Raw genomic sequence first — 21,145 nt, 5'->3', positions numbered from 1 at the left:
CACTCCTCGTCTGGTCACCAGGCCAGCCTCCACGCGGGTGGGTCGAGATCGTTGTGGTCTCAAGGGAATACGCAGCGCACCGGTCGAGTTCCGGGCCTGCCGAAGCTATTGCCTTCCGGTAGATGCCTTCCCCATCCTCGAATAGAGATACCATGAGGAGCCGACATGACCGTGACCGTGGGAATCGACCTCGGCACCACCAATTGTTGCGTCGCCGTGCCCGCGGACGCCGATATTCCGGACAAGGCGGGATTGATCGAGCGTGGTCGGCTGCGGCCGCTCGGCGGGGTCCTGATCGTCACCAATCCTGATCTCTCCCTGACCACTCCTTCCGCGGTGTGGGTCGCCCACGACGGCACCGCACTCGTCGGCGCGCCCGCCAAACGAAAGGCCCGCGTACCGGGCGCTCCGCCCGCCATGTTCTTCAAACGCCTCATGGGCACCGACCAGACCGTGCGCGCCGGACACGCCGAACTCACCGCGGTACAAGCCTCGACGATGCTGCTGCGGCACCTGAAGCAGACCGCTGAGGACGCCCTCGGCGTCACGATCGATCGCGCCGTCATCACTGTGCCGGCCTATTTCGAGGCCAGCGCCAAAACCAGTACGGCTGAGGCGGGTAGACAGGCTGGACTCGAGGTGGCGGAGACGCTCATAGAACCGTTCGCCGCCGCACTGGCACACCGATATCTGCAAGAGGAACCCGAGCAAGAACCACACCGATTGCTGGTCTATGACCTCGGTGGCGGAACGTTCGACACCTCGGTGGTGCTGTGGGATCCCGAGGAGGGTTTCACCGGCAAGTCCTTCGACGGCGACCGGTACCTCGGCGGTTACGACTTCGATCAGGCCATCGTCGATTGGATGATCGAGAGACTGCCCGCCTACGATCTCGCCGCGGAGCCGGGCGACCCGCAGGACAGCGAGCGGCAAGCCTGGCTGCTGTCGCTCGCGGAGCGCGCCAAACACGACCTGTCCTGGGAGACCGAATCCGAGATCGTTGACGACAGCCTCGAAGACCGCTCCGGGCAGCCGATGAGCATCAATCTGACCATCGGTCGGACCGATTTCGAGGCGAGGATCGGTGCCTACCTTCGGGACACGATCGAGCTGTGTGACTCGGCGCTGCGCAAGGCTCGCGTGCGACCGGACCAACTCGACGAGGTGATACTGGTCGGAGGTTCTTCACGCATTCCGCTGGTATCCACCTTGCTCGAGCGGCATTTCGGCAAGCCACCGCGAATTCTCCATCCCGAATTGGTGGTGGCCATCGGTGCCGCGCTGAAAGCCGGAAGCTTCGCCTACCGCCGCAAGGTGTTGGAACTCGATCGCCCGATCCCGTTGGAGACAACGGTCGACATCAGCGGACGGGTGCTTCCCGACGTGCCAGCGACGGCCGACACCGTGGTCGTGTTGCGGCCCAGTGGTCAGCGCGAGCCGGTCGACGGTGACGGAAGTTTCCAGTTCCTCGACGTTCCTCTGGATGACACCGCGACCTTCACCATCCAGGTGCTCCGCGACGAGGTGGAGGTTGCCACCGAGGCCATTACGGTCTCGCGGGAACGCGCCGATCCCTTTCTAGTCAAGGAAGCCCTCGCACACGACTTCTCGATCGAGCGGCTCGACCATAAACTGCTGCCGATCGCCAAGGCGGGCACCACGATTCCACATCGTGAGCTGCATCGATTTCAGACGGCGACGACCGGTTCGACACTGACGGTCAGGCTGTACGAGGGCTTGGTACCCATCGGTTTCGTGCAGATCCGTGACCTCCCGGCCGACCTCCCGCCGGGGAGCGTGGTGGAGGTGGCGTTCGAATTCGCCGCGGACTGGACGATTCGCGTCGATGTAGAGCTGCCTGGTCTGAACAGATCCGCCACCGGAATCATCGATGTACCCAAACGACAGGTACCCGGGTGGACCGAACTGCGGCAGCGCGCCGCCAAACTCGAGGACGACTGGAAGCAGGCGCGGCGTGAAGGGCACAGTGCCGAGGTGGCCGAGGCCGAACCGGAGGTCACCCGGCGACTGACCACGATTCTGCCGCTGCTGCACCAGCAAAGGGATCCAGCCAAAGCACATCACCTGCTCTTGGAGATCGACACCCTTTTGGGCCGCCTCCTCGAATCCGAGAACCTCGAGAGATACCTGGAACCACCACCCAGTCAATTCCACGGCACCCTGCACTCGCTGCGGGGTCGCATCGAGGAGTTGGGCAGGCACGATCTCACCGCCGCCGATGCATTTCTGCACCGCATGGCCAACCTCGAGTCGGAAGGCCTGGCCGCACGCGCAAGCCGTGACCTGATCCGCTGGCGGCGGGTAAACCGGAGTCTGGAGGAGACTCTGGGCGAGATCTGGCAGATCCCGTTTATCCGGGACACCACGCGGATGCCAGCCGACACGATCAAGCAACGACTGCTGGAAATAAGCACCGACATCGATGAGACCATCACCCGCAGACACCTCGAACTGTTGCACGACTCAGGTCTAGATTCGCAGGACCGCGGACTGCTACCCGACGAGCGAGACACATTCCGCGACAAGCTCACTCAGGTCCGCGGGGCAATCGCGCAAGTCCAAACCGAGAGCACAACAGCCCGCACCGAATTGCTCCGCCTACACGACCGCCTAGCCCCGCTACAGCGGGCGGTGGCGGGTTGGCGCCGCGAATTGGGTATATGGGAAGGGTTGGGAGACAGCACGAGCGCACTGCCTGCGATCGGCAAGGCACTGCCCGTGACCGATGAGGCACTGCCCGTGATCGGTAATACACTGCCCGAGACCGGCGAGAACCTACCACGGTACGTCAACATCGCAGTCACTCGCCGAGGTGGTGGGCCCCCGATGCCTCGACAGGTAGCGTTGGCAGTTGCTGGGCAGTATCTGTTGCGCATCAGTATTGGTGACATCGACGTTGTCAGCCTTGTCGACCGCCCAACCGCGTTTCCGGCAGATCAGCTCCCGGTCAGCAACGAAGGGCATTGGCTATCGGCCAGCCTGTCCAGCAGCCAACTCCTGATCGGTGCGGAGCCGATTCAGCTGTTCCTTCCGAGGACAGGTCCCGCCTGGGTTTGTGCGTGCACGCCGGGCAACCTTGCCCACACGTGCGGTCCGGCAACCCGCTCGCTGTTCGCATATGTCCCTTTCACCGCGCCACCGGTGAAGACCCGGGCGCGTTTGAGGGTTGGTCTCTATTTCGGCGCCACGATCGTGCAGACGTTCGTACTCACAATCAGCGTCGAACGCGCCGAGATCCCGTCGGAACCAGCGTCGGTGTTGTGCGACTACAGCTTGACGCCGGACCTGGACGATATCGCGGGGCTACCGCGGCGCGATGTCTCCGCGCTAGCCGATTCCGACGGCGGCACTCACCACCTGCTGATCACTCGCTCCAATAGCGATGCGACGACGACCACGGTCGTCGCGAGCCTCGGCGACGGTGCGCGTACAGATCTCGTGCGGGCAGTCCGAGCGGCCTTGCTGACCATGCATGTCGAGGACATCGAGGTTGGCATGATCTACAAGCGCCGACGGCTACGAAATCGCTACCAGCAGGACAACTCGGCCTTCACGCTCGAACAATTTCGTGCTGATCTACGTCGATTGGCAGTGCTGGGGCGCGCCTTGTGGACCGGGTTGTTCGGAACGATCGTCAGCGGCGGCGAGATCATGCACGAGATCGCGCGCACCGCCGGGTTACGCATGCAGATAGCCGCGCCCGCAACCTCGCGATTCGTGTTTCCCTGGGCGGTTGTCTACGACATTCCTCTGCAGTCCGTGCCGGAATCGTTCCACGACTGCCCTGTTCTCAGCACCTGGGACCTCACCGCGCGTCACACGCCGCTATTACCCGACGGCAGGTGCCCCTACGCGGACCACCATGACATCGACACGATCTGCCCGTCAGGATTCTGGGGGTACCGCCACCTCATCGACCAGCCCGTACCCGCCGAGGGCACTCGGGTGACGACCGTCGTCTCAACAGGTTCCACCAACGCAGCCGCAGTGGCCGGGATCGGCACCGCAGGACTGGTCGCCGAGTCGGTACAGGCACATATGCGCACGGTCGAACGCGCGATCGGCCGGCCATTGACCCAATGCGGGCGCACCGAAGACCTGCGATCAGCGCTCGCCCACGACGACGTCGCCGTCGTGTACTTCTTCTGTCACGGCAGGTGGCGTCCGGGCCCGACCGGCAGCATCGAGTCGCGACTCGAACTCGACGAGGGCCAGATCGTCGCGGCAGGTGATCTACTCGCCTGGAAACAGGTGTGGGGGCAACAACATTGGCCTGGCGGTGGCCCACTGGTATTTGTCAATGGGTGCCATACTCTCGACGTCACACCCGACTCGGTTACCGATCTCGTCGCCGGATTCTCGAGGATCGGCGCCTCGGGCGTGATCGGCACCGAAACCACGGTGCACCAGAATCTCGCGGCCGAGGCCGGGGAAATCTTCTGGCGCGCAATCGTACTCGACCAGTCCTCGGCAGGTGAGAGCCTGCGCAAGCTCCGACATTCACTCCTGGCGAAGGGAAACCTTCTCGGCTTGGCGTATACCGCGTACTGCGCGACAGAACTCCGGATTCGGTAATCGAAACGAGTATCCAGTCACGCCGACGTGCTGGTTCGTGCCGAGGATCCCTGATCAGCCCGGAGAACACGAACCCTGCCCAGGCCAAGCCACTCCAGGCGGTCCTCGACGCTGGCACCCGTGCCGGAAGCGACGAGCATGCTCCCACCGGCGATCCATCACTGATACGGGTGCGTCATCGATCAGCTTGATGCGTGGGCGCGGCCCGAACCGGCCATACCGGGTTCACCCCGCACCCACCGCGCACCGGGGCAACGCCGCGCAGCCGCGTGTGACCTTCACGCATCGGCCCGAGTTCGACGCGGAAGGTGCACGGCGAGAACGGATTTTGTTCGTGACCCGAGATCTCAGGCTCTGGGGACATAGACTTGCGATCCTCTGTGGCGCAGACTAAGGATACGAAATGACCTCCAGCCCAACAGTTGTCAGCATCGGTGCGGTCTGTTTCGGAATCGTCATCGGGTGGATCACTTACCGCACGTTGCGGCGCAAAACCGCTAGCGCGGCAATCTCCGATATCGCCGCTGTGATCGGCGCTGTCGGTGGCGGAGCCGTCACCACGCTCTACGCCAAGGGCACCTCGGACGCGGACGCGTTCGGTTGGTATTCAATCGGCCTGCTGACTGGATTCATGCTCTACCTGATAGTGGCACGCCTCGCTGGAGGACCCGACTCTGTCGACGGCTGGCTCGGGGACCATGACCGTGACCAGGGGCCAAATTAGCCGTCTTCGCGACGGCGCTGACCTCACCCTGCAGATCGTCCGTCGTCGCGAACCACTGATCAGCTTCGTCGCCATTCCCACGCCGCTGCCTGCTGAGCAGGCAGCCACACGGCCTCGCCGTACCCGCCACGGAGATGAGCAGTTTGCTCACGGGTTTCATGGTGTTGGGAGGTCGGTATTGATCGCTGCCTTCCGACTGAACCCGAGCGTGGTCGTACTCAGCTGCATGGCCCTGCGCAGACATAACAATTCGGACACGTAACCAGCTCTGCTCGGGGCACGTGATTCGACCCTGTGGCGTGAATCATGCAGCGAAAGAACATCTTTCGAGAATCCATGACGGTCTGTGACGTCCGCGATGTTCTCGCCCCTAAGTGATGGGGATCCCATTCGCCTGGTGTGGAGCGCGGCTTGCATGCCAGCCTGGCCATCCAGTGAGTTTGCTGGAAGTTGTCTGAATGTGGAGGGGATCCCGTAGTGATGATTCGACCGACAATGGCTTCAAGTGTCGGTATGCTGGCCACAGCACTTCTTGCCGCGGTATGGGTGGCAGGTTCGGCGACCGCCGATCCGATAGCTGAAAAGTTTCGACAGACCGTGACCGATGACGGCTGGACACTGTCGGTCACCAAAACCGCCGAGAACCTCGACCGCTGGCCCAACCTTGCCAACTCCCCGGTCAGCCGCGAAGGCTTCGTCAGCCTCAAGGCGATCGCCGAGGTCGCGGGGAGTGGCCGCCAGCCGATCACCTCCGGCGCCCTCACCCTGGGCTACCAAATCGGCTGTGCCGTGGACGTATCCAACGGTGTGACCCTGGGTTTGGGGTTGTCGATCGGTCCGAACGCCTCCGTCACGATCTCGCAGTTCCCCGGTGTGACGATCGGCGGGCAGGCGGCGGTGACCCCGAACATCTCCACCACTCTCAAGCCCGGCGCGATCGCCACCATCGCCTTCGGATCGAAACCCCTTGCGGGAGCGCGGGCTTCGATCACCGCCGAGCAGGTCGAGATCAAGGTCGATGCCTGTGCCGGGCCCGTCACGATCAGGAGTTTCGCCACTGCGGCGATCTCGACGCCGGCCGCCGACAACAACCTGTCCGTCTACGGCGACCCCATCTGGCTGTGAAACACCCTGCACCGCAACACCTTCGCCGCTGTCCATAGCGCGGAGCAAGCTCAGGAAGGTAGCTACCGATGACCGATCCCGCTCCTGCCAGCGACACCGCCGCAGCCCCACGTATCAACGCCACACCGCAACCGGTGAACCCGACCGCCGTCGCGGTCGGTGGACTCATGCTCGGCGTGCTGCTGCTGATCGTGGCGTTCGCGAATCTGAACCGGATGCCGGACTGGGCCGACGATTACGGCGCGGTCCTGGTGTATCTGGCGTTCTTCCTCTACATGTCCATCGCGGGACGGCTGACCTGGTGGGGCATCGACGCACTGCGTGAACAGCTCGAGGGTCGCCGGGGGCGCCGATGAGAACCCGCCTCACCAGCCACGCCGCCCTGATCCTGGCCACCTCGGCGCTCGGCTTCGGCGGCGGTGCCGTGGTGATGGCCGGTTCCCCGACGGCGAGCGCGCAGGGGTATGTGCCGTGTGAGCAGTGGCAGGCCATGCATCCGGGCTGGCCCTGCATCGATACCCCGACGGTGCCGCCGGTACCACCGGGCGGACCACCGACGGTGTCCACGCCGCCGCCGCTGCCCTCACAAGCTCCGGGTCTGCCCTCACAGCCCGGCGGTGGCGGTGGGATCGGGGCGGGCGCGCTCACCCCACCCCCCATCCCGCCGGGCAACGGGACGCCGATCGTGCCGGTCCCCGGCGCCGAATCCCCGGCCCCGCCCGGCGATCAGGCCCCGGCGCCACCCCCGCGGGCACCGCTTGCTCCCGCACCGGAGACTTCCAACGCGGCCGCACCGTCATCCGAGCACGCACCTGCGCCCACCGCGGTGCCTGCGCAGGCACCGACCCCGGCCGCACCCGTGACGACGGCACCGCTTGCGGCGGAACGGGATTCGCACGTGTCGTCCGCCCCTGCACACCGCGGTGGCGATGAGCGGGTTCCGTGGCTGCTGCTGGCCGGTGTGGCCGCATTCCTCGCACCCGTGTCGCGGCTGCGCGGTGGTGGCGGTTCGTCGCGGCAGTTGACGATCACCAAACCGTGGGACGGGGGCGAGCAGACCTTCATCCTCATGGACGATCCGAGCGCGCCACGCGACTACCGATTCCCGCAAGATGCCCCGCCCGGCGGGGTGCTGCGCAAGAACCCGGACGGCTCGGTCGATGTGCTCGACGCGAACGGGCACGTGGTGTCGCATACGAACCCGCCCTGGGCCTACGACGCCCTCGGCCGACCGGTCGACACCTGGTACGACCTCGACGGCGACACGATCGTCCAGCACATCGATCCCGACCCCGAGAACGTGTTCCCGATCCTGGCCGACCCCGACACCGTCCCCTCGTGCTCGATCGACGGGCAGGGCGGCGCCGTCATCACCCACAGCGACGGAACACAAACCAACTACCCGGCCGACAACACCTCGAGCGCCAGTGCCGGGGTCGGCCCGCAACAGCAAGCCGCGGACCAGCTCGCCCGCGCGCACGGCGACGTGCCCGACGATTTCACCGGACACGTGCCGTTACCGCCACAGAAGACCGATCCCTCATCCAGCGCACCCGCGAATTCGACTGCGCCGCAGACCTCCACCTACCAGCCGAGCCCGGCCGAGCAGCGGGCCGCGGACCAGCTCGCCCACGCGCACGCCGACGTGCCCGACGACTACACCGGTGCCGGTCGCGCCGCCCCCGGGAACGGCGCACAAAGACAGCGAACTCGCGAATACCCTCAGCAACGGCAGTACCGCCCTCGGAAACCTCGGCGGTGCCGCGCAGGGCGCCGCCGAGAAGACCCCGCAAGGCAGCCATTGGGCACCGGGAAGTGGTCCCACCTTCACCCCCGAGGAAGCCGCCAACGCCGCGAAACTCGCCAAGGGGCTGACGATCGTGTCGATCGGGATGGAAGTCGGCGCGGCGGCCAACGATCTGGCGAACGGCAAACCGCCTGGTGAAACAATAGGAAAGAGCGGTGGCGCGATCGGTGGCGGTTGGGCCGGAGCCACGGCGGGTGCAGCCATCGGTGGCGCGGTGGGCGGACCGGTCGGTGCCGTGATCGGCGGCGGTATCGGCGCTTTCGCTGGCACGACGGCCGGAGCCAAGGTCGGCAAATGGTTCGGCAGTCTCTTCGACTCGAAAGGCGAGTGATCAGTATGGAAATCGTCGCGGCCCTCACCGCAGTGATCGCTCTGTGTGTCGGCGCCTTCTCCGCGCTCGACGCCGAACGCGGGCACCCACGCCGAGCCACCGCCACGCTGACCCTCGCCCTGGCGGTGGGCGCGACCGCATTGTGTGTCCTGGCTCCCACCGACATTCGAGCAGGCATCATCGCCGGCACGCTCGTCATCCTCGCCACGCAGCTCATACCCAAGAGTTCGCCGTACCGGATCACGCGGAACCAGCGGCAATGACCGTAATCCTCGTGGCTGGGGCCATTGTGATGGGCGGTGTGCTCGGTTACGCGGTCCTGGCCGCTGATTCCCGGCGCTACACCGCGCGCCTGTACTGGTGTTCGGCCGCGTACGTGGCTTTGTTGATCGCCCCGCTGATGCCTTCACTGGGACGAGCGGTGGCCGCGGCAGTCGTCATCGCCTTAGCCGCTGTCATCCTCGCGCTGCGTTCGACGCCCTTCCTGTCTCGGCGCCGGTCCGACGGGACGCGCAAGGTCGGTCACAACGATGTGTACTGGCCGCCGCGCTGGCCGGGCGGCCAAGTGCCGCGAGTGAATCGGTACGAGAAGCGTGCGCGCGTCGCGTCGCGTAAGAACGCGGACAGCCCGCGCCAATCCGATCGACCGTGATCGTTGGGCTACTCATCTCAATCTGCACCGACACGCCTGCTTCGGCAGCGGTTCAAGCTCGCGTCGTGCAGGGATGACACGGATCGACACAGACAAGATGTCAGGCTGCGTCCATCGACTGTGCGGCCAAGGATTTGGAGCACTTGCGCGTCGACCGTCGACTTGATCCGTTGCAGCCATCGCCACGGATACGCGAGTGTCTGCAGAACTTCCGCCGCGGTGACGTCATGGAGATAGTTATTTTCGGCAACGTCCTCGCGAAAATGGAGAGCCACAACTCGAGGGCGTACAAGAGAATGCGGCGGGAGAGGAGGGTGCCGCCTGGCCGGGAAGCTCGGATGCGGAGTGGGGCACATCGATCGCAGAACGCCGGGAACATCGCACGGGTCGCCGGGACCCATCGCGTGGTCAGGCCTCCGCGCAGGTTCGAGCGAATCGGCGAAACTGCTTCAAGCGCTACGGTTTCGGGCCGCCGTCGCGGGCCCCGCTAATCCCGGACTGTCCCGTTGTCGAGAGGCACTACCTAAAGGGACCGACCTGGATCGTCGATGGAATCGCCTGCTGTGTGGCCGAACATCTCGGCGCATCGACTCGTGCGGAGGCCTCTGCCTCAGAGGTCGAACCTGACGGCGAGCATTATCGTGATGTAGTCGAGCATCGTGTGCAGGACGCCGTCTCCTCGGCGTCCCCTGTCTCGAGGACCGCTTACACGCAGGGAATGAACCATGTACCGCGAGCAGGCGGCCCGCATTCCAGCCCACCAAGAAGATCTGCAGGTCAACTACCCCCCAGGACATAACACCGCTGCCGATCAGGCGCAGTGCTGGTGCTTCGCTTCCGGCCCGGTCGGACCAGAGACTGTCCGAGACCTGTCAGCCTGCCCGATTCCCATGAGACGCTTGAACATTCGACCGAAAGGGTCGCGAGGACCTGTCGGATATCAAGGGGGTCAACGATGCTCGTCGACGTCTCGAATATTTCCGAGTACGGTCGGGGGCGGTGATCGTGCGAGTGGTCAACGCCGCCCGATCGGGCATCGAACCCACCGAACTGCAGGTGATCTCCGCGCTGCGGCGTGTCGATGGCGCGGGCATCGCGGTATCCGGTGCGCGGGTCACGGTGAGCGGTAACCCCAGCGCCGAAGTCGACCTGCTGGTGATTCTGCCGAATCTGGCGCTGGTGTTGGAGGTCAAAGGTATTCGGGAGCGCGCGGGCGGCACGCTGTACTGCCCGGTGCAGGGCGATTGGTCGCTGCCCGGCGTCGTCGGCGACCCGGTGCATTCGCAGCAGAGCGGTAACCCACGCGAGCAGGTCGAGCGGGTGATGTACGGGTTCAAGAACCTCGCCGATGACGTCACCGGGATTCGACTGTTCGTCGACGGGTTGGTGCTGGTGGTCGGCTGGCCGGGCCTGCCGCTCAACCGTCGACAAGGGCCGCATCGCCATGCCGCCGGGCCAAGACGTGCTGGTCTTCGACCACACCCTCGCACCGCTGCGCGCGTGGATCGCACGCCGCGCGCTCCGCGACGTCGTCTGGAGCGCCGACCGTGTCTTGGCCGTGCTGAGCGAGTTCGGCTTCACCGAGTCCGCCCGAGATCCCGACCAGCGCGTCACGTACGCCGAACTGATGGCCGCAGGATTCCCTGGAGACGTCCGTGCCGGCGCGCCGGGCGCCGCGTTGCCATCATCGGCTGTCCCCGACGACGACCGTGACTCGTTCGATGATCCCTTCGCGCCGCCCACCCCACACTTTGGGCGTGGCTTCGCTACCGCCGACGATGAATCCACCGACCACGAATCCGCCGAATACGAACCGGTGGAACAGGATTCGCCACCGTGGTCGTGGCGATCCACCACCACGATCGGTGCCATTCAACCGAGCAAGACCTGGTATCGCCCTGAGCCACCCCCGAACACGCGCACAGCATGCTCGCACCGACAAGCTCGCCTGGATGGGCGCCGGCTACGCGGCCGGCCCGACGTCGCGGGATGCTGGCCGTCGTCGTGGCCGGGCTGTGGATCGGTCTGGCGTTGCTGGTCGGTGTCGTGCTGACCCCGCATCATTCAGGCCGGGGCACCGAGCCGGTCGTGAGTTCCACATCGGTTGCCACGCCGACCAGCGCCGCCGGGCCGTCGCGGTGACTGCCAGTACCGAGCTGCTCGGTGCGTGTCGGTGGTCGGGATTGGTGAGGGTTCCGATCTGGCCCTACGGTCGTGCACTGTGTGCCGACCGGTAACGATCAGCGTTCGCGGGCCGCGCAGGTTGCGTCGATGGCCGGTCCCTGATGGCAGCGGTGCTCATACCGAAACAGCTGTCATGTCAACAGAGTTCAATGGAAAGGGCACCCGGGGGAGCGGGAAGGATCTCGGCACGTGCGACTTTCGCGTCAGATTTATGAATTCATCCATCAGTCACTGCCGATAAGCGTCCGCTATCACCACACAAGCCACAGGTCAGTCCTTCGGTGGAGCGAAGTTGTCCAGACAGGGCCTCACCGGCCGACATACCGGATCAGCTGGTCCGAATATCTGGCGCCAGCCACCGCGCCCGGCGGGCTGGTGGCCTCTATCCGCGAAAGGTCTTCCAGAGACAAATCTATTTCTACTGCGGCAATGTTATCCTTCAAGTGGCTGAGGAACCTGGTCCCAGGGATTGGGACAACGTCATTGCCGCGATAATGAACCCAGGCCAGACTCAGCTGCGCGACCGTTACACCCTTTTCTACCGATATCTTTCGGAGGGAATCTACAATCGAATTATTGTGGTTCAAGTTGGATTCGGAAAACCGAGGTAGCGATCGACGGAGATCATCAACAGAAAACTGATCGGTCGAGGTAATTTCGCCGGCCAACAGACCTCGTCCGAGCGGGGCGAACGGGACGACACCGATCCCCAACCGTCGACAAATAGGTACTATCTCTGATTCGATTTCCCGATGCCACAAGGACCATTCGCTCTGGAGCGCGGTGACCGGGTGGATCGAATGCGCACGCTGTATGGTCCGAGCAGATACTTCTGAAAGGCCGAGGTAGCGGACCTTGCCTGCAGTCACGAGTTCCGACATGGCTCCCCATGTGTCCTCGATCGGAATATCCGGGTCGACCCGATGCAGGTAGTAGAGATCGATGTGGTCGACACCGAGTCTGCTCAGTGAATCGTCACAGGATCGCCGGACGTAACCACTGTCACCGCGAGCGCGCAGAAATCCGTCCTGGTCGTAGTAGATTCCAAACTTCGTTGCGATCACCACGCGGTCTCGGCAACTCGCCACAGCCCGACCGAGCAGTCGTTCGTTACTGTGGGGGCCATAGGCATCGGCGGTGTCGAACAGCGTTATGCCCGCGTCAACAGCGTGGCGCAGGAGGGAAATCAATTCGGCGTCGGTGCCGTTAGGAGTTCGTGCCGGCACCGAGTTGGGGCCTATCCCGCTCATCCGCATACAGCCGAGCCCCTGCGCGCCAACCTCGAGTTCGCCGAGTCTCCTGGTCATCATGTCGGTCCTCCGTCGAGTAGTGCGGGTGTCCGCGAATGGGTGGCTGGGCGTGGCATGGCTCGAATCCGACCGGGCGGTGTGCGAAACAGGTACAGGGGTCAGGACCATGGCTCCCCGAAACGAGCAGCATCGCCTGCGCGGCTCCCGCCGGTCGGGCAATGCTGCGGCCAACCAGCGCACCGATAGGGTGCGGCGGGCATCGCCGGGCCGGTGTCCCCGGACCGGGACGAAGTCACCGAATACCGACGAGGGTGGGTGACCATAATCGTTCTCCCAGTCCCGCAGTCGGCTCCCGCGCGATCCACCCGAGCGGAAGCCGATCAGTTCCGCGGTCACCGCCAGGCTGCCGTCGACACCGGCGACCAGGAATTCGACCATTCCGCCGTCGAATCGGCGCCAGCAATCCTCGGAACCGGGGCGCTGCAGGAACACCCGGGTTGCCCACCTGTCGGAGTTCTCGTCGGTCGTCGACCAGAAGACAAGGTCGCCAACGAAGGTCTGTCCCCACAGCAGCAGATCGTCGGATCCAGCGGAATGGGTGGTGAAATTGTCTCTGGGGCAAGCGAATTCAGCGAAGAAGCCGTTGGCTCGCAGTCCAGCGGTGTTGTCGGCCAGCACTCAGCGAAGGACGGTGCCCGCCGCGTCTGGCCGGGAAGAATACCGAGAGCGCCCCGTTGATCCGGCCGTCACCGTAGAGGTCGATGAAGTCGCGATAGTCGGAGGGCAGCATCGACCCCATTGCATGTTCGATCTCCAGCCAGGGTGGTGCAACCACCGGCGGAAGGGGCGCAGGTGGCATGAGTGAACTCAGATGCGTGCACAACGAACCTCTCGATTGGCTGCCCGGACCGTAGCAGGAGAGATCGACTCTTCCCGCGGGCGGGAATCGACCGGTAGAACGCGGAGTCCGATGTCGGCATCTGCCCTCTCGACGAGCGCCGGAACCCGGACACGAGCGGGATTCCTGCCGACCACCGTCCACGGTGCGAGTGGCAGCGAGCCGTCTAATCGACTGGCGGTGAGGGAGAGGTGACGGGTGTCGCGGGGTTAGACAAACCTGAGATGGGGAGCGTCGTGCAGCAAGGGCACGGCCACCAGTACCTCAGATCGCGACCGACTTCGATCGTCCGACTTGGCCAGCGCAGCTTTGGCATACCAATCGGTCCGGCTTGTTCCGAGGCTGAGGAAAGTTCACCTTGCAGTTCCCATACCATGCCGTTAAACTACGGTACGATATATAACGACACTTCAGATAGGTGTAAACCGGCGCGTCGGCAATCCATGCACGGGGATCACGATGCGTACATATAGTCAGCGACTTCAGCCCGGTGAGGTTGCCACAGCCACGGGCAATCGTGAGCGCGCTGCGGATTTCGCGCGGCAAGGTTTTCTGGTGACGATGGCATATATGAACGGAATATCACCGGCCATCGATGAAATCGATGCCACTGTTTATCATGGCATATTCACGGTACTTGTCGAGAACGGGGCAGAACAAGTATGGGGTGGCTCGCACGGGAGTTCATAGCCGTTCCCGACAGCAGCAAGAATCAGCTGGTCTACAAATGGCCGGACGCCAAGATTCGGCGTTACAGCCGTGTCATCGTCAACGCGGATCAGATCGCGGTGTTCGTAAGAACAGGGCACGTGGTCGCGGCGCTGGGACCGGGTCGCCACCGAATCGACGCAGACGCGCTACCGGTCCTGGGCGTCCTGGTCGACGCTCTGACCGGCGGCAACTACTACCGGGCTGAACTGTACTTTGTGTCCACGAGAGGCAAAACGGGAATCAAGTTCGGCGGGCAGCTCGCCGATATCTCCGACCCGGTCAGCGCACAGGTGGTCAGCCTGAGAGTGTTCGGCGAGTTCGCGCTGGCGGCCCGAGATCCGGCGCTGTTGATCACGACGTGCACCGGTACCACAGACCTCACCAGTCCGGCCCCGCTCTACAAATGGTGCGCGGATCTGCTTCTCAAATCGGTCCGAAGTTGTGTCACGGAGGGAATCCTGGAAGGAAAATGGCAGGTGCTAGGGCTGTCGGCGAAATTGAAGCCGATCGAGGCCCAGGTGCTGTCTGAGGTCAATCTGACATTCAGTCAGTTCGGTCTGCGCGTCACTCGGATGGGAAACTTCTACGTTAGCCTCGCACCCGAGGATGCCGAGCGCCTCAAGCGACTCGCCAAAGACTCGACCTATATTCGCTTGGCCGGCGACTTCCAACGATACGCCGCCGCAGAGCTGTCTCTCGGCGCGGCCGCAGGCTTCGCCGATGGCCACGCGGCCACCGGAAGCGGCGGAATTCTTGGCGGCGCGCTCGGACTGTACGCGGTGCAGGCCGCCAAATCGACGCTCGAACCGTCTGCCACCTCGTGTGCCGTATGTACCGACTGCGGAACCCCCGTCTCCCCGATGGGGGATCATTTCTGCCCCAATTGCGGAATGCAACTACGCTCGCCGCAACCGGCACATTGCAGCAATTGCGGAAAGAGATTCATCCGTCCCGCGAAATTTTGCAGCACATGCGGCACGTCGACGGACGAGGGTCGAACCCGCTAATAGGTCCACTTTGCCGCGGTACCCATAGGGGCATCAAACTCGCCTCGACCTACCGCGCCGGGATCGTCCTGGCCCTCATCGTCGAATGGCTCAAATCATTGGGAGACAGGACCTAGCACGGTTCATCGAGAACCACTCGAATCTTCTCGGACCACGACCAGCGGAGCGACCCGGACGAGCGGCGGAACAGCAAGTCCCGCGGTACAAGGTGCATCACGTTCTGTACGGCGGTGGGCACTGGAAGCCGCTGCAACCATTCATCCTGCGCTGCAACGCAATTCGGCTCCCTCTGGATCATGATCAGCGTTCTTGTCGAGGCTGTGGGGCCGACACTGTCGGAGTCTCGACCGAGGGAGGTGCGGACGCGCAACTCGTCGAGCGGCGAATCTCCGGCCCGATGCCTCCTGTTGCGCACCAATAGTGTTGCGGCCGTCGAGGATTCCTCAACCCGACGATTCCGGCGCGGCGCTCGAGGGTTGTGTTGGGTCAAATTCAGAAGATCTTGTGACAGCGGGCGACACGAACGCTGACCGGGTGTGCCAGCGTCGCTCGTGCTGTCGACGTTCGGCCGGCGCGGCGGCTTGGCTCGACCAGCCAACTCCAGTGCATTGCTGATCAGAGCCCAGTACAACGGCAATTCGACCGATCCGGTACCTCGAGCAGCCGCCCGACCAGCATGATTCCGAGCTGGCCTCCACCGTCACCCGGGCCGGATTCCGGGCCAGCTGCTGGCTGACGAACCCCGCCGGCATCGCCTCGAACACCTGCTCCTCCGGGCACAGCAGCGACACCCCAAACCAGCATGGCCGGTGGAACACATCACCCCCGAGTGAGGATCAGCTTCCACTCACCCCGTCCTCGGCCACCACAAAGACGTGAGACATGCTCGAGCACAACACTCTGCTGTGGACCATGACAGAGCACGTCGCACTATTGACGGACACGCTGGTCCAGTAGTGGCCCGGACTGGGTGAGATCACGAGTAATCGCGCGGAAAAACAATCAACGCATGCCCGCCGCCTCGTAGTGGTGATGCGCGAGTACTCGGACCTCCTCGGCCGACGCACAGCCGAGCGCGTCTGCGGCGGTTCTCGCACACGCTGAGGAGTCGTATTCGCGCACTGCGGCTTTCACCAGCGGGATCGCCGGGGGTGCCACGCTGAGCTCGTCGATGCCGAGGCCGAGCAGTAGCGGGATCACGGATGGGTCGGCGGCGGCCTCACCGCAGACCGCGACCCGCGCACTACCCGCATCACGGCACACCATGTCCACCAGGCGTAGTACGCCCGGATCCAGGGCGTCGGCGAGGGCCGCCACGGCGTTGTTGCCGCGTTCGGCGGCCAGCGCGTACTGCACCAGATCGTTGGTGCCGATGCTGAAAAAGTCGACGTGCGGTGCGAAGGCGGCGGTTTTGGCGGCGGTGGCCGGAACTTCCACCATGATGCCGACTTCCGGTGTGGCGCCGGGCAAGGCGACCTCGTCCAGCAGCTGCCGTGCCGCCAGCAGCTCGCCGAGCTGGGTGACCATCGGGAACATCACGCTCACCGGATGGTCGGCGGCGACCCGGCAGATGGCCGTCAGCTGGTCACGCAGCAGCGGCGGGCGAGCGAGGGTCAGCCGGATGCCCCGAACTCCCAAGAACGGGTTGGCTTCCGGCGCTTGCGCGATGTAGGGGAGTGGTTTGTCGCCACCCACGTCGAGGGTGCGCAACACGATGCGGCGGCCTCCGAAGGCTTCGGCGATCGCGCGATAGGTCTGCTCCTGTTCGTCGATGGACGGCGCGTGATCGCGTCCCAGGAACAGGAATTCGGTCCGGACCAGTCCGGCCATGTCCGCGCCGCCGCGCACGGCCGCGACGGCATCGGCAACGTCACCGATATTGGCGGCGATGTGGATGAGCTTGCCGTCGGTGGTGCGGGCCGGTTGTGCGGAGGCGGCCGCGGCGGCCGCCCGCTGTCGCGACTGCTGAAGCGCGGCATGGTCGAATTCGGCTCGGGTGTCGGGGTCCGGGTCCACCGCCAGCCGCCCGGTCGCGCCGTCGAAGGCGACCACGGTGCCCTCGGGTACCGCGAGGATTTCAGGGCCGGCGCTGACGATGGCGGGGATGCCCTGGGAACGGGTCAGGATCATGCTGTGGGAGGTCGAACTGCCCTGTGCGAGAACGACTCCGCGAACCGTCAGTGGATCCAGGGTGGCGGCCTGGGCCGGTGTCAGGTCGGATGCGACCAGAATGCCGGAGACCTGTCCGAGGTCGACGGTGACGCCGAGCAGAGCGGCGAGCACCTGGTCGCGTACGGCGCGCAGGTCGGCCGCGCGGGCACGCTGATAGTCGTCGGCGAGTGCGTCGAGTTCGGCCGCGGCGGAATCCATGACGGTTGCCCATGCGGTCGCTGCCGCGTATCCGTCGGTAATGCGTTGGCGCACATCGGTCAGTAGTTCGTCGTCCTCGAGCAGCATCAGGTGCGCCTCGAAGATCTCGGTAGCGTCGGTTCCGGCAGCGGCCCGCACTTGTTCGATCTCGACGCTGGCCGCATCGATCGCGGTGGTGAGTCGATGCAGCTCCTCGGCCGTCGTGCCGCCGGGTGCGTCCGGCAGCGTGAACTCGGCCCGCACGGCCCGGCGCAGCGGGCCGACAGCGATGCCGGGTGATGCCGCCAATGGACCGCTGCTGCGTTCCCCGCTGGGTTCCACGGGGTCGGTGATGTGGGCGGGGGCCTCGTCGAAGCGTCGGTCGGCAAGGGCGCGCACTCGTTCCACCACCTCCTCGGCGTCGGAACCACTGGCGGTGACCTCTATTTCGTGGCCGCGCAGCGCGCCCAGTGTCGCGAGGCGGCTGAGGCTGCTCCCGGAGGCGGGACCGCCGCCGGTGCTCAGGTTGCGCAGCCATACCCGGGCGTTGTGGCCGCGCAGTTCGGCGACGAGCCGGGCCGCCGGGCGGGCATGCAGGCCGTGCTCGTTGCGAATCACGAAGGTGGCCGAGGCATCCGGTCGATGCGTCTGCGGATCATCGGGTTCGGACCGACCTTGCGACGACACACCTGCGGGTTCGCCCAGTTGGGATCGCTTTCCGGCCAGTGAGTTCTCCGCCTCGGCCGCGGCGGTGTCCAGATCCGCGCCCCCCGCCGCGGCGACCGTCGCGGCGATCAGCCCTTCGAGCAGCGGTGCCGAGCACAGCCGGGTGCGGTGATCGCCGTCGAGCAGATCCAGTGCCAGTTCCGCCGATAGCACGGCGCTGCCGAGGTCCATCAGCATCAGTACGCCATCGCCGTGATCGGCCGCGGTGATCGCCTCCGCGACGGCGCTCGCGTCGGTCCCGAAGGTCTGCTCGTCCAGCCCGGCCGCGATCTCGATGGGAACAGCCGTGTCGTGCAGCATTTCCGAGGCCAGGGCCACGGCCGCGCGGGCGAGCGGGCGGCTGTGGGAGATTACGACGATGCCGATCATCGCACCGCCTCCCGGGCCGCCCGCACCAGCAGCACGGCGCTGGTGGCGCCGGGATCGCGATGGCCGATGCTGCGCGGCCCCAGATAGGAGGCACGGCCCTTGCGAGCGAGCATATCGACCGTGGCGTCACTCCCGGCCTGCGCGGCAGCAACGGCACGGTCGAGCGCGTGCGCCAATTCGGTTCCGGCGGCGGCACAGTCGTCGAGGGCCTCGGCTGCCGGGGCCAGTGAGTCGTACATCGTCTTGTCTCCGGCTTCGGCCTTGCCGCGCGCGACGACTCCGTCCAAGCCCGCCCGGAAGGCCTTGGCGAAACCGGCCGTGTCGAGATCGTTCCCGTCGACCGCGGCCGAAAAGCGCAGGAAGAATGTGCCGTACAGCGGCCCGCTCGCGCCGCCGACGCTGCGGATCAACACCATCGCAGCCTGTTTCGTGGTTTCCGCGACGGTGTGCTGCGGGGTTTCGGCGAGCGCAGCCAGCACCGCGGCGGTACCGCGCCGCATATTGCTGCCGTGGTCGGCGTCGCCGATGGCGGCGTCGAGTTCGGTGAGTTCGTCGGCATTGGCCTCGATGAGCGTGGCGAATCCGCTCAGCCACAACTGGGTATCGAACATGATCACACTCCCCACCGCAGCGCGGGCGTGCGCACCGGCGCATCCCACAGCCGCAGCATTTCGTCGTCCACCTTGGTCAGGGTCACCGAGCAGCCCGCCATGTCCAGCGAGGTGACGTACGGGCCGACGAGACTGCGTGCGATCTCCACCCCGTGCCCGTGCAGGATCCGCGCGACCTCGTTGTACATCACGTACAGCTCCAGCAGCGGTGTTCCGCCCATCCCGTTGACGAAGCAGATCACCTTGTCTGCCTTGGTAAACGGGAGATCGGAGAGGATCGGCTCGACCAGCATCGCGGCGAGCTCGCGTGCGGGCGCGAGCGGGACCCGAGATCGACCCGGTTCACCGTGGATGCCGATACCGATCTCCACCTCGCCCTCGCCCAGCGCGAAGGTCGGCTTGCCCACCGCCGGGACCGTGCACGAGGTCAACGCCATACCCATACTGCGCGAGTGCGCATTGGCCGTGCGAGCGATATCGGCGACCGTTGTGAGCGGGCGGCCCTGCTCGGCCGCGGCTCCCGCGAGCTTCTCCAGGATCAGGGTGCCGCCGACTCCCCGCCGGCCCGCGGTGAACAGACTGTCCTGGACCGCGACATCGTCGTCGACGATGACCGCGACCACCTCGGTCCCGGTCTCGGCGGACGCCAGTTCGGCGGCCATCTCGAAGTTCATGACGTCGCCGGTGTAGTTCTTCACGATGTGAATGACGCCCGAGCCGGAGTCGACGGCGGTGGTCGCGGCCAGGATCTGGTCCGGCACCGGCGAGGTGAAAACCTCACCGGCACAGGCGGCGTCGAGCATGCCGAGCCCGACGAACCCGCCGTGCAGGGGTTCGTGGCCGGAGCCGCCGCCGGAGACCAGTCCGACCTTGCCGGGGGTGGGCGCGTCCTGGCGCAGGATGAGCCGGTTGGGCAGGTCGATCCGCAGTTCCGGATGGGCGCTCGCCATTCCGGCGAGGGCATCGGTGACGATGTCGGCGGGATCGTTGATCAGTTTCTTCATGGGATTTCCTTGCTCACGCGGTCGCTTCGACCGGATCACGGTCGGCCGCTTCGGTTTCGGCGGGGACCAGCAGCCGCGCCACCAGCGCGGCGGCGACGCCCGCCAGGAATTCGGCCGCGAGGTAGACGGGGGCCTGCCCCCAGGACACCTGCCCGCCGTAGAGCTGCTGCACGATCATCGGGCCCAGGGTGCGTGCCGGGTTGATGGCCGCACCGGTGGCGGGGGCGACCGGGATGATGGCGGCGAACACCACCAGGCCGATGGCCACGCCCGCGAATCCCGCAGGCGCCGCACGATGTACGGCCAGCAGCACGGTCAGCACCAGGATGAAGGTGCCGACGAATTCGGCGATGAACGCCTGCCCCGAGCCCACGCCCTGGCCGTATGCAGCGACGCCCAGCCCGACATCCGAGGCGCGGCGGCCCAGCACCCCGACGATGGCGAACGCGCCGATCACCGCGCCCAGCAGCTGGGCGGCCAGGTAGGCGGGAACCGCGCGCCACGGGAACTGCCGGGTGACCGCGAGTGCCAGCGTGACAGCGGGATTGATGTGGTTGCCTGACACATGCCCGAAGGCGTACACGGTCGCGACGACGACCGTGGCGAACGCCAGCGAGATCATGCCCAGATCGGCCATGGTGAACGGCGCGCTGCCGTTGACGATGAGCGTGGCGGGCACCGACCCGACACCGATGAAGACGAGGAACGCAGTGCCGAGCACTTCAGCCGCCAGCTTCTGCGGCGTGCGCAGTCCGTTCATGGGGATCTCCCGAGAGAATTTCGAAGCACATTCGATAATGT

16 protein-coding genes are annotated in these 21,145 nt (G+C 65.4%); 11 read left to right on the top strand and 5 right to left on the bottom strand.

Features of this window, described 5'->3' with window-relative positions; genetic code table 11:
• Nucleotides 1-165 precede the first annotated feature (165 nt).
• From ACYVN4_RS35500 to ACYVN4_RS35455, 10 genes are all read left to right on the top strand, one after another.
• Complete coding sequence (locus ACYVN4_RS35500) at nt 166-4,596, top strand: Hsp70 family protein (protein ID WP_460726931.1); 4,431 nt, start codon at nt 166-168, stop codon at nt 4,594-4,596.
• Nucleotides 4,597-4,999: 403 nt separating this feature from the next.
• Nucleotides 5,000-5,320 carry a hypothetical protein gene (locus ACYVN4_RS35495; RefSeq protein ID WP_460726929.1) on the top strand — a complete coding sequence of 107 codons (321 nt, stop codon included), beginning with the start codon at nt 5,000-5,002 and terminating at the stop codon, nt 5,318-5,320.
• Nucleotides 5,321-5,833: 513 nt separating this feature from the next.
• Complete coding sequence (locus tag ACYVN4_RS35490; RefSeq protein WP_460726927.1) at nt 5,834-6,445, top strand: MspA family porin; 612 nt, start codon at nt 5,834-5,836, stop codon at nt 6,443-6,445.
• Nucleotides 6,446-6,513: 68 nt separating this feature from the next.
• Entirely contained in the window at nt 6,514-6,801 is a 288-nt protein-coding gene (locus ACYVN4_RS35485) for a hypothetical protein (RefSeq protein WP_460726926.1), read from the top strand.
• Entirely contained in the window at nt 6,798-8,390 is a 1,593-nt protein-coding gene (locus ACYVN4_RS35480) for a hypothetical protein (protein WP_460726924.1), read from the top strand. The genes ACYVN4_RS35485 and ACYVN4_RS35480 overlap by 4 nt, the downstream gene beginning before the upstream one ends.
• Nucleotides 8,338-8,583 carry a hypothetical protein gene (locus ACYVN4_RS35475; RefSeq protein ID WP_460726922.1) on the top strand — a complete coding sequence of 82 codons (246 nt, stop codon included), beginning with the start codon at nt 8,338-8,340 and terminating at the stop codon, nt 8,581-8,583. The genes ACYVN4_RS35480 and ACYVN4_RS35475 overlap by 53 nt, the downstream gene beginning before the upstream one ends.
• Nucleotides 8,580-8,846, top strand: coding sequence for a hypothetical protein (locus ACYVN4_RS35470; protein ID WP_460726920.1), 267 nt, complete (start codon nt 8,580-8,582; stop codon nt 8,844-8,846). The genes ACYVN4_RS35475 and ACYVN4_RS35470 overlap by 4 nt, the downstream gene beginning before the upstream one ends.
• 11 nt (nt 8,847-8,857) lie before the next feature.
• Nucleotides 8,858-9,235, top strand: a complete 378-nt coding sequence (locus ACYVN4_RS35465) for a hypothetical protein (RefSeq protein ID WP_460726918.1) — start codon at nt 8,858-8,860, stop codon at nt 9,233-9,235.
• A gap of 999 nt (nt 9,236-10,234) precedes the next feature.
• Nucleotides 10,235-10,948 (top strand): nuclease-related domain-containing protein, encoded by a 714-nt coding sequence (locus tag ACYVN4_RS35460; protein ID WP_460726916.1) that lies wholly within the window; start codon nt 10,235-10,237, stop codon nt 10,946-10,948.
• A 276-nt stretch (nt 10,949-11,224) separates the two neighbouring features.
• Nucleotides 11,225-11,377 carry a hypothetical protein gene (locus tag ACYVN4_RS35455; RefSeq protein WP_460726914.1) on the top strand — a complete coding sequence of 51 codons (153 nt, stop codon included), beginning with the start codon at nt 11,225-11,227 and terminating at the stop codon, nt 11,375-11,377.
• A 350-nt stretch (nt 11,378-11,727) separates the two neighbouring features.
• Here the strand turns inward: ACYVN4_RS35455 and ACYVN4_RS35450 are convergent, their stop codons facing one another.
• Nucleotides 11,728-12,729 (bottom strand): aldo/keto reductase, encoded by a 1,002-nt coding sequence (locus ACYVN4_RS35450; RefSeq protein WP_460726975.1) that lies wholly within the window; start codon nt 12,727-12,729, stop codon nt 11,728-11,730.
• Between the two features lie 1,500 nt (nt 12,730-14,229).
• On the opposite strand from ACYVN4_RS35450, the gene ACYVN4_RS35445 reads away from it, so the two are divergent.
• Nucleotides 14,230-15,285, top strand: coding sequence for an SPFH domain-containing protein (locus tag ACYVN4_RS35445; RefSeq protein ID WP_460726912.1), 1,056 nt, complete (start codon nt 14,230-14,232; stop codon nt 15,283-15,285).
• Between the two features lie 1,002 nt (nt 15,286-16,287).
• Here the strand turns inward: ACYVN4_RS35445 and ptsP are convergent.
• From ptsP to ACYVN4_RS35425, 4 genes are read right to left on the bottom strand one after another with little or no spacing between them, the layout of a single operon-like run.
• Nucleotides 16,288-18,729 carry a phosphoenolpyruvate--protein phosphotransferase gene (gene ptsP, locus ACYVN4_RS35440; RefSeq protein WP_460726910.1) on the bottom strand — a complete coding sequence of 814 codons (2,442 nt, stop codon included), beginning with the start codon at nt 18,727-18,729 and terminating at the stop codon, nt 16,288-16,290.
• Nucleotides 18,726-19,340: a dihydroxyacetone kinase subunit DhaL gene (gene dhaL, locus ACYVN4_RS35435; RefSeq protein WP_460726908.1), complete on the bottom strand. Its 615-nt coding sequence runs from the start codon at nt 19,338-19,340 to the stop codon at nt 18,726-18,728. The genes ptsP and dhaL overlap by 4 nt, the downstream gene beginning before the upstream one ends.
• A 2-nt stretch (nt 19,341-19,342) precedes the next feature.
• Nucleotides 19,343-20,344, bottom strand: coding sequence for a dihydroxyacetone kinase subunit DhaK (gene dhaK, locus ACYVN4_RS35430; RefSeq protein WP_460726907.1), 1,002 nt, complete (start codon nt 20,342-20,344; stop codon nt 19,343-19,345).
• 13 nt (nt 20,345-20,357) lie between these two features.
• Nucleotides 20,358-21,104 (bottom strand): MIP/aquaporin family protein, encoded by a 747-nt coding sequence (locus ACYVN4_RS35425; protein WP_460726904.1) that lies wholly within the window; start codon nt 21,102-21,104, stop codon nt 20,358-20,360.
• Nucleotides 21,105-21,145 lie beyond the last annotated feature (41 nt).

This window comes from Nocardia heshunensis (assembly GCF_054782115.1).
This window is presented reverse-complemented; position numbering and strand designations above follow the sequence as displayed.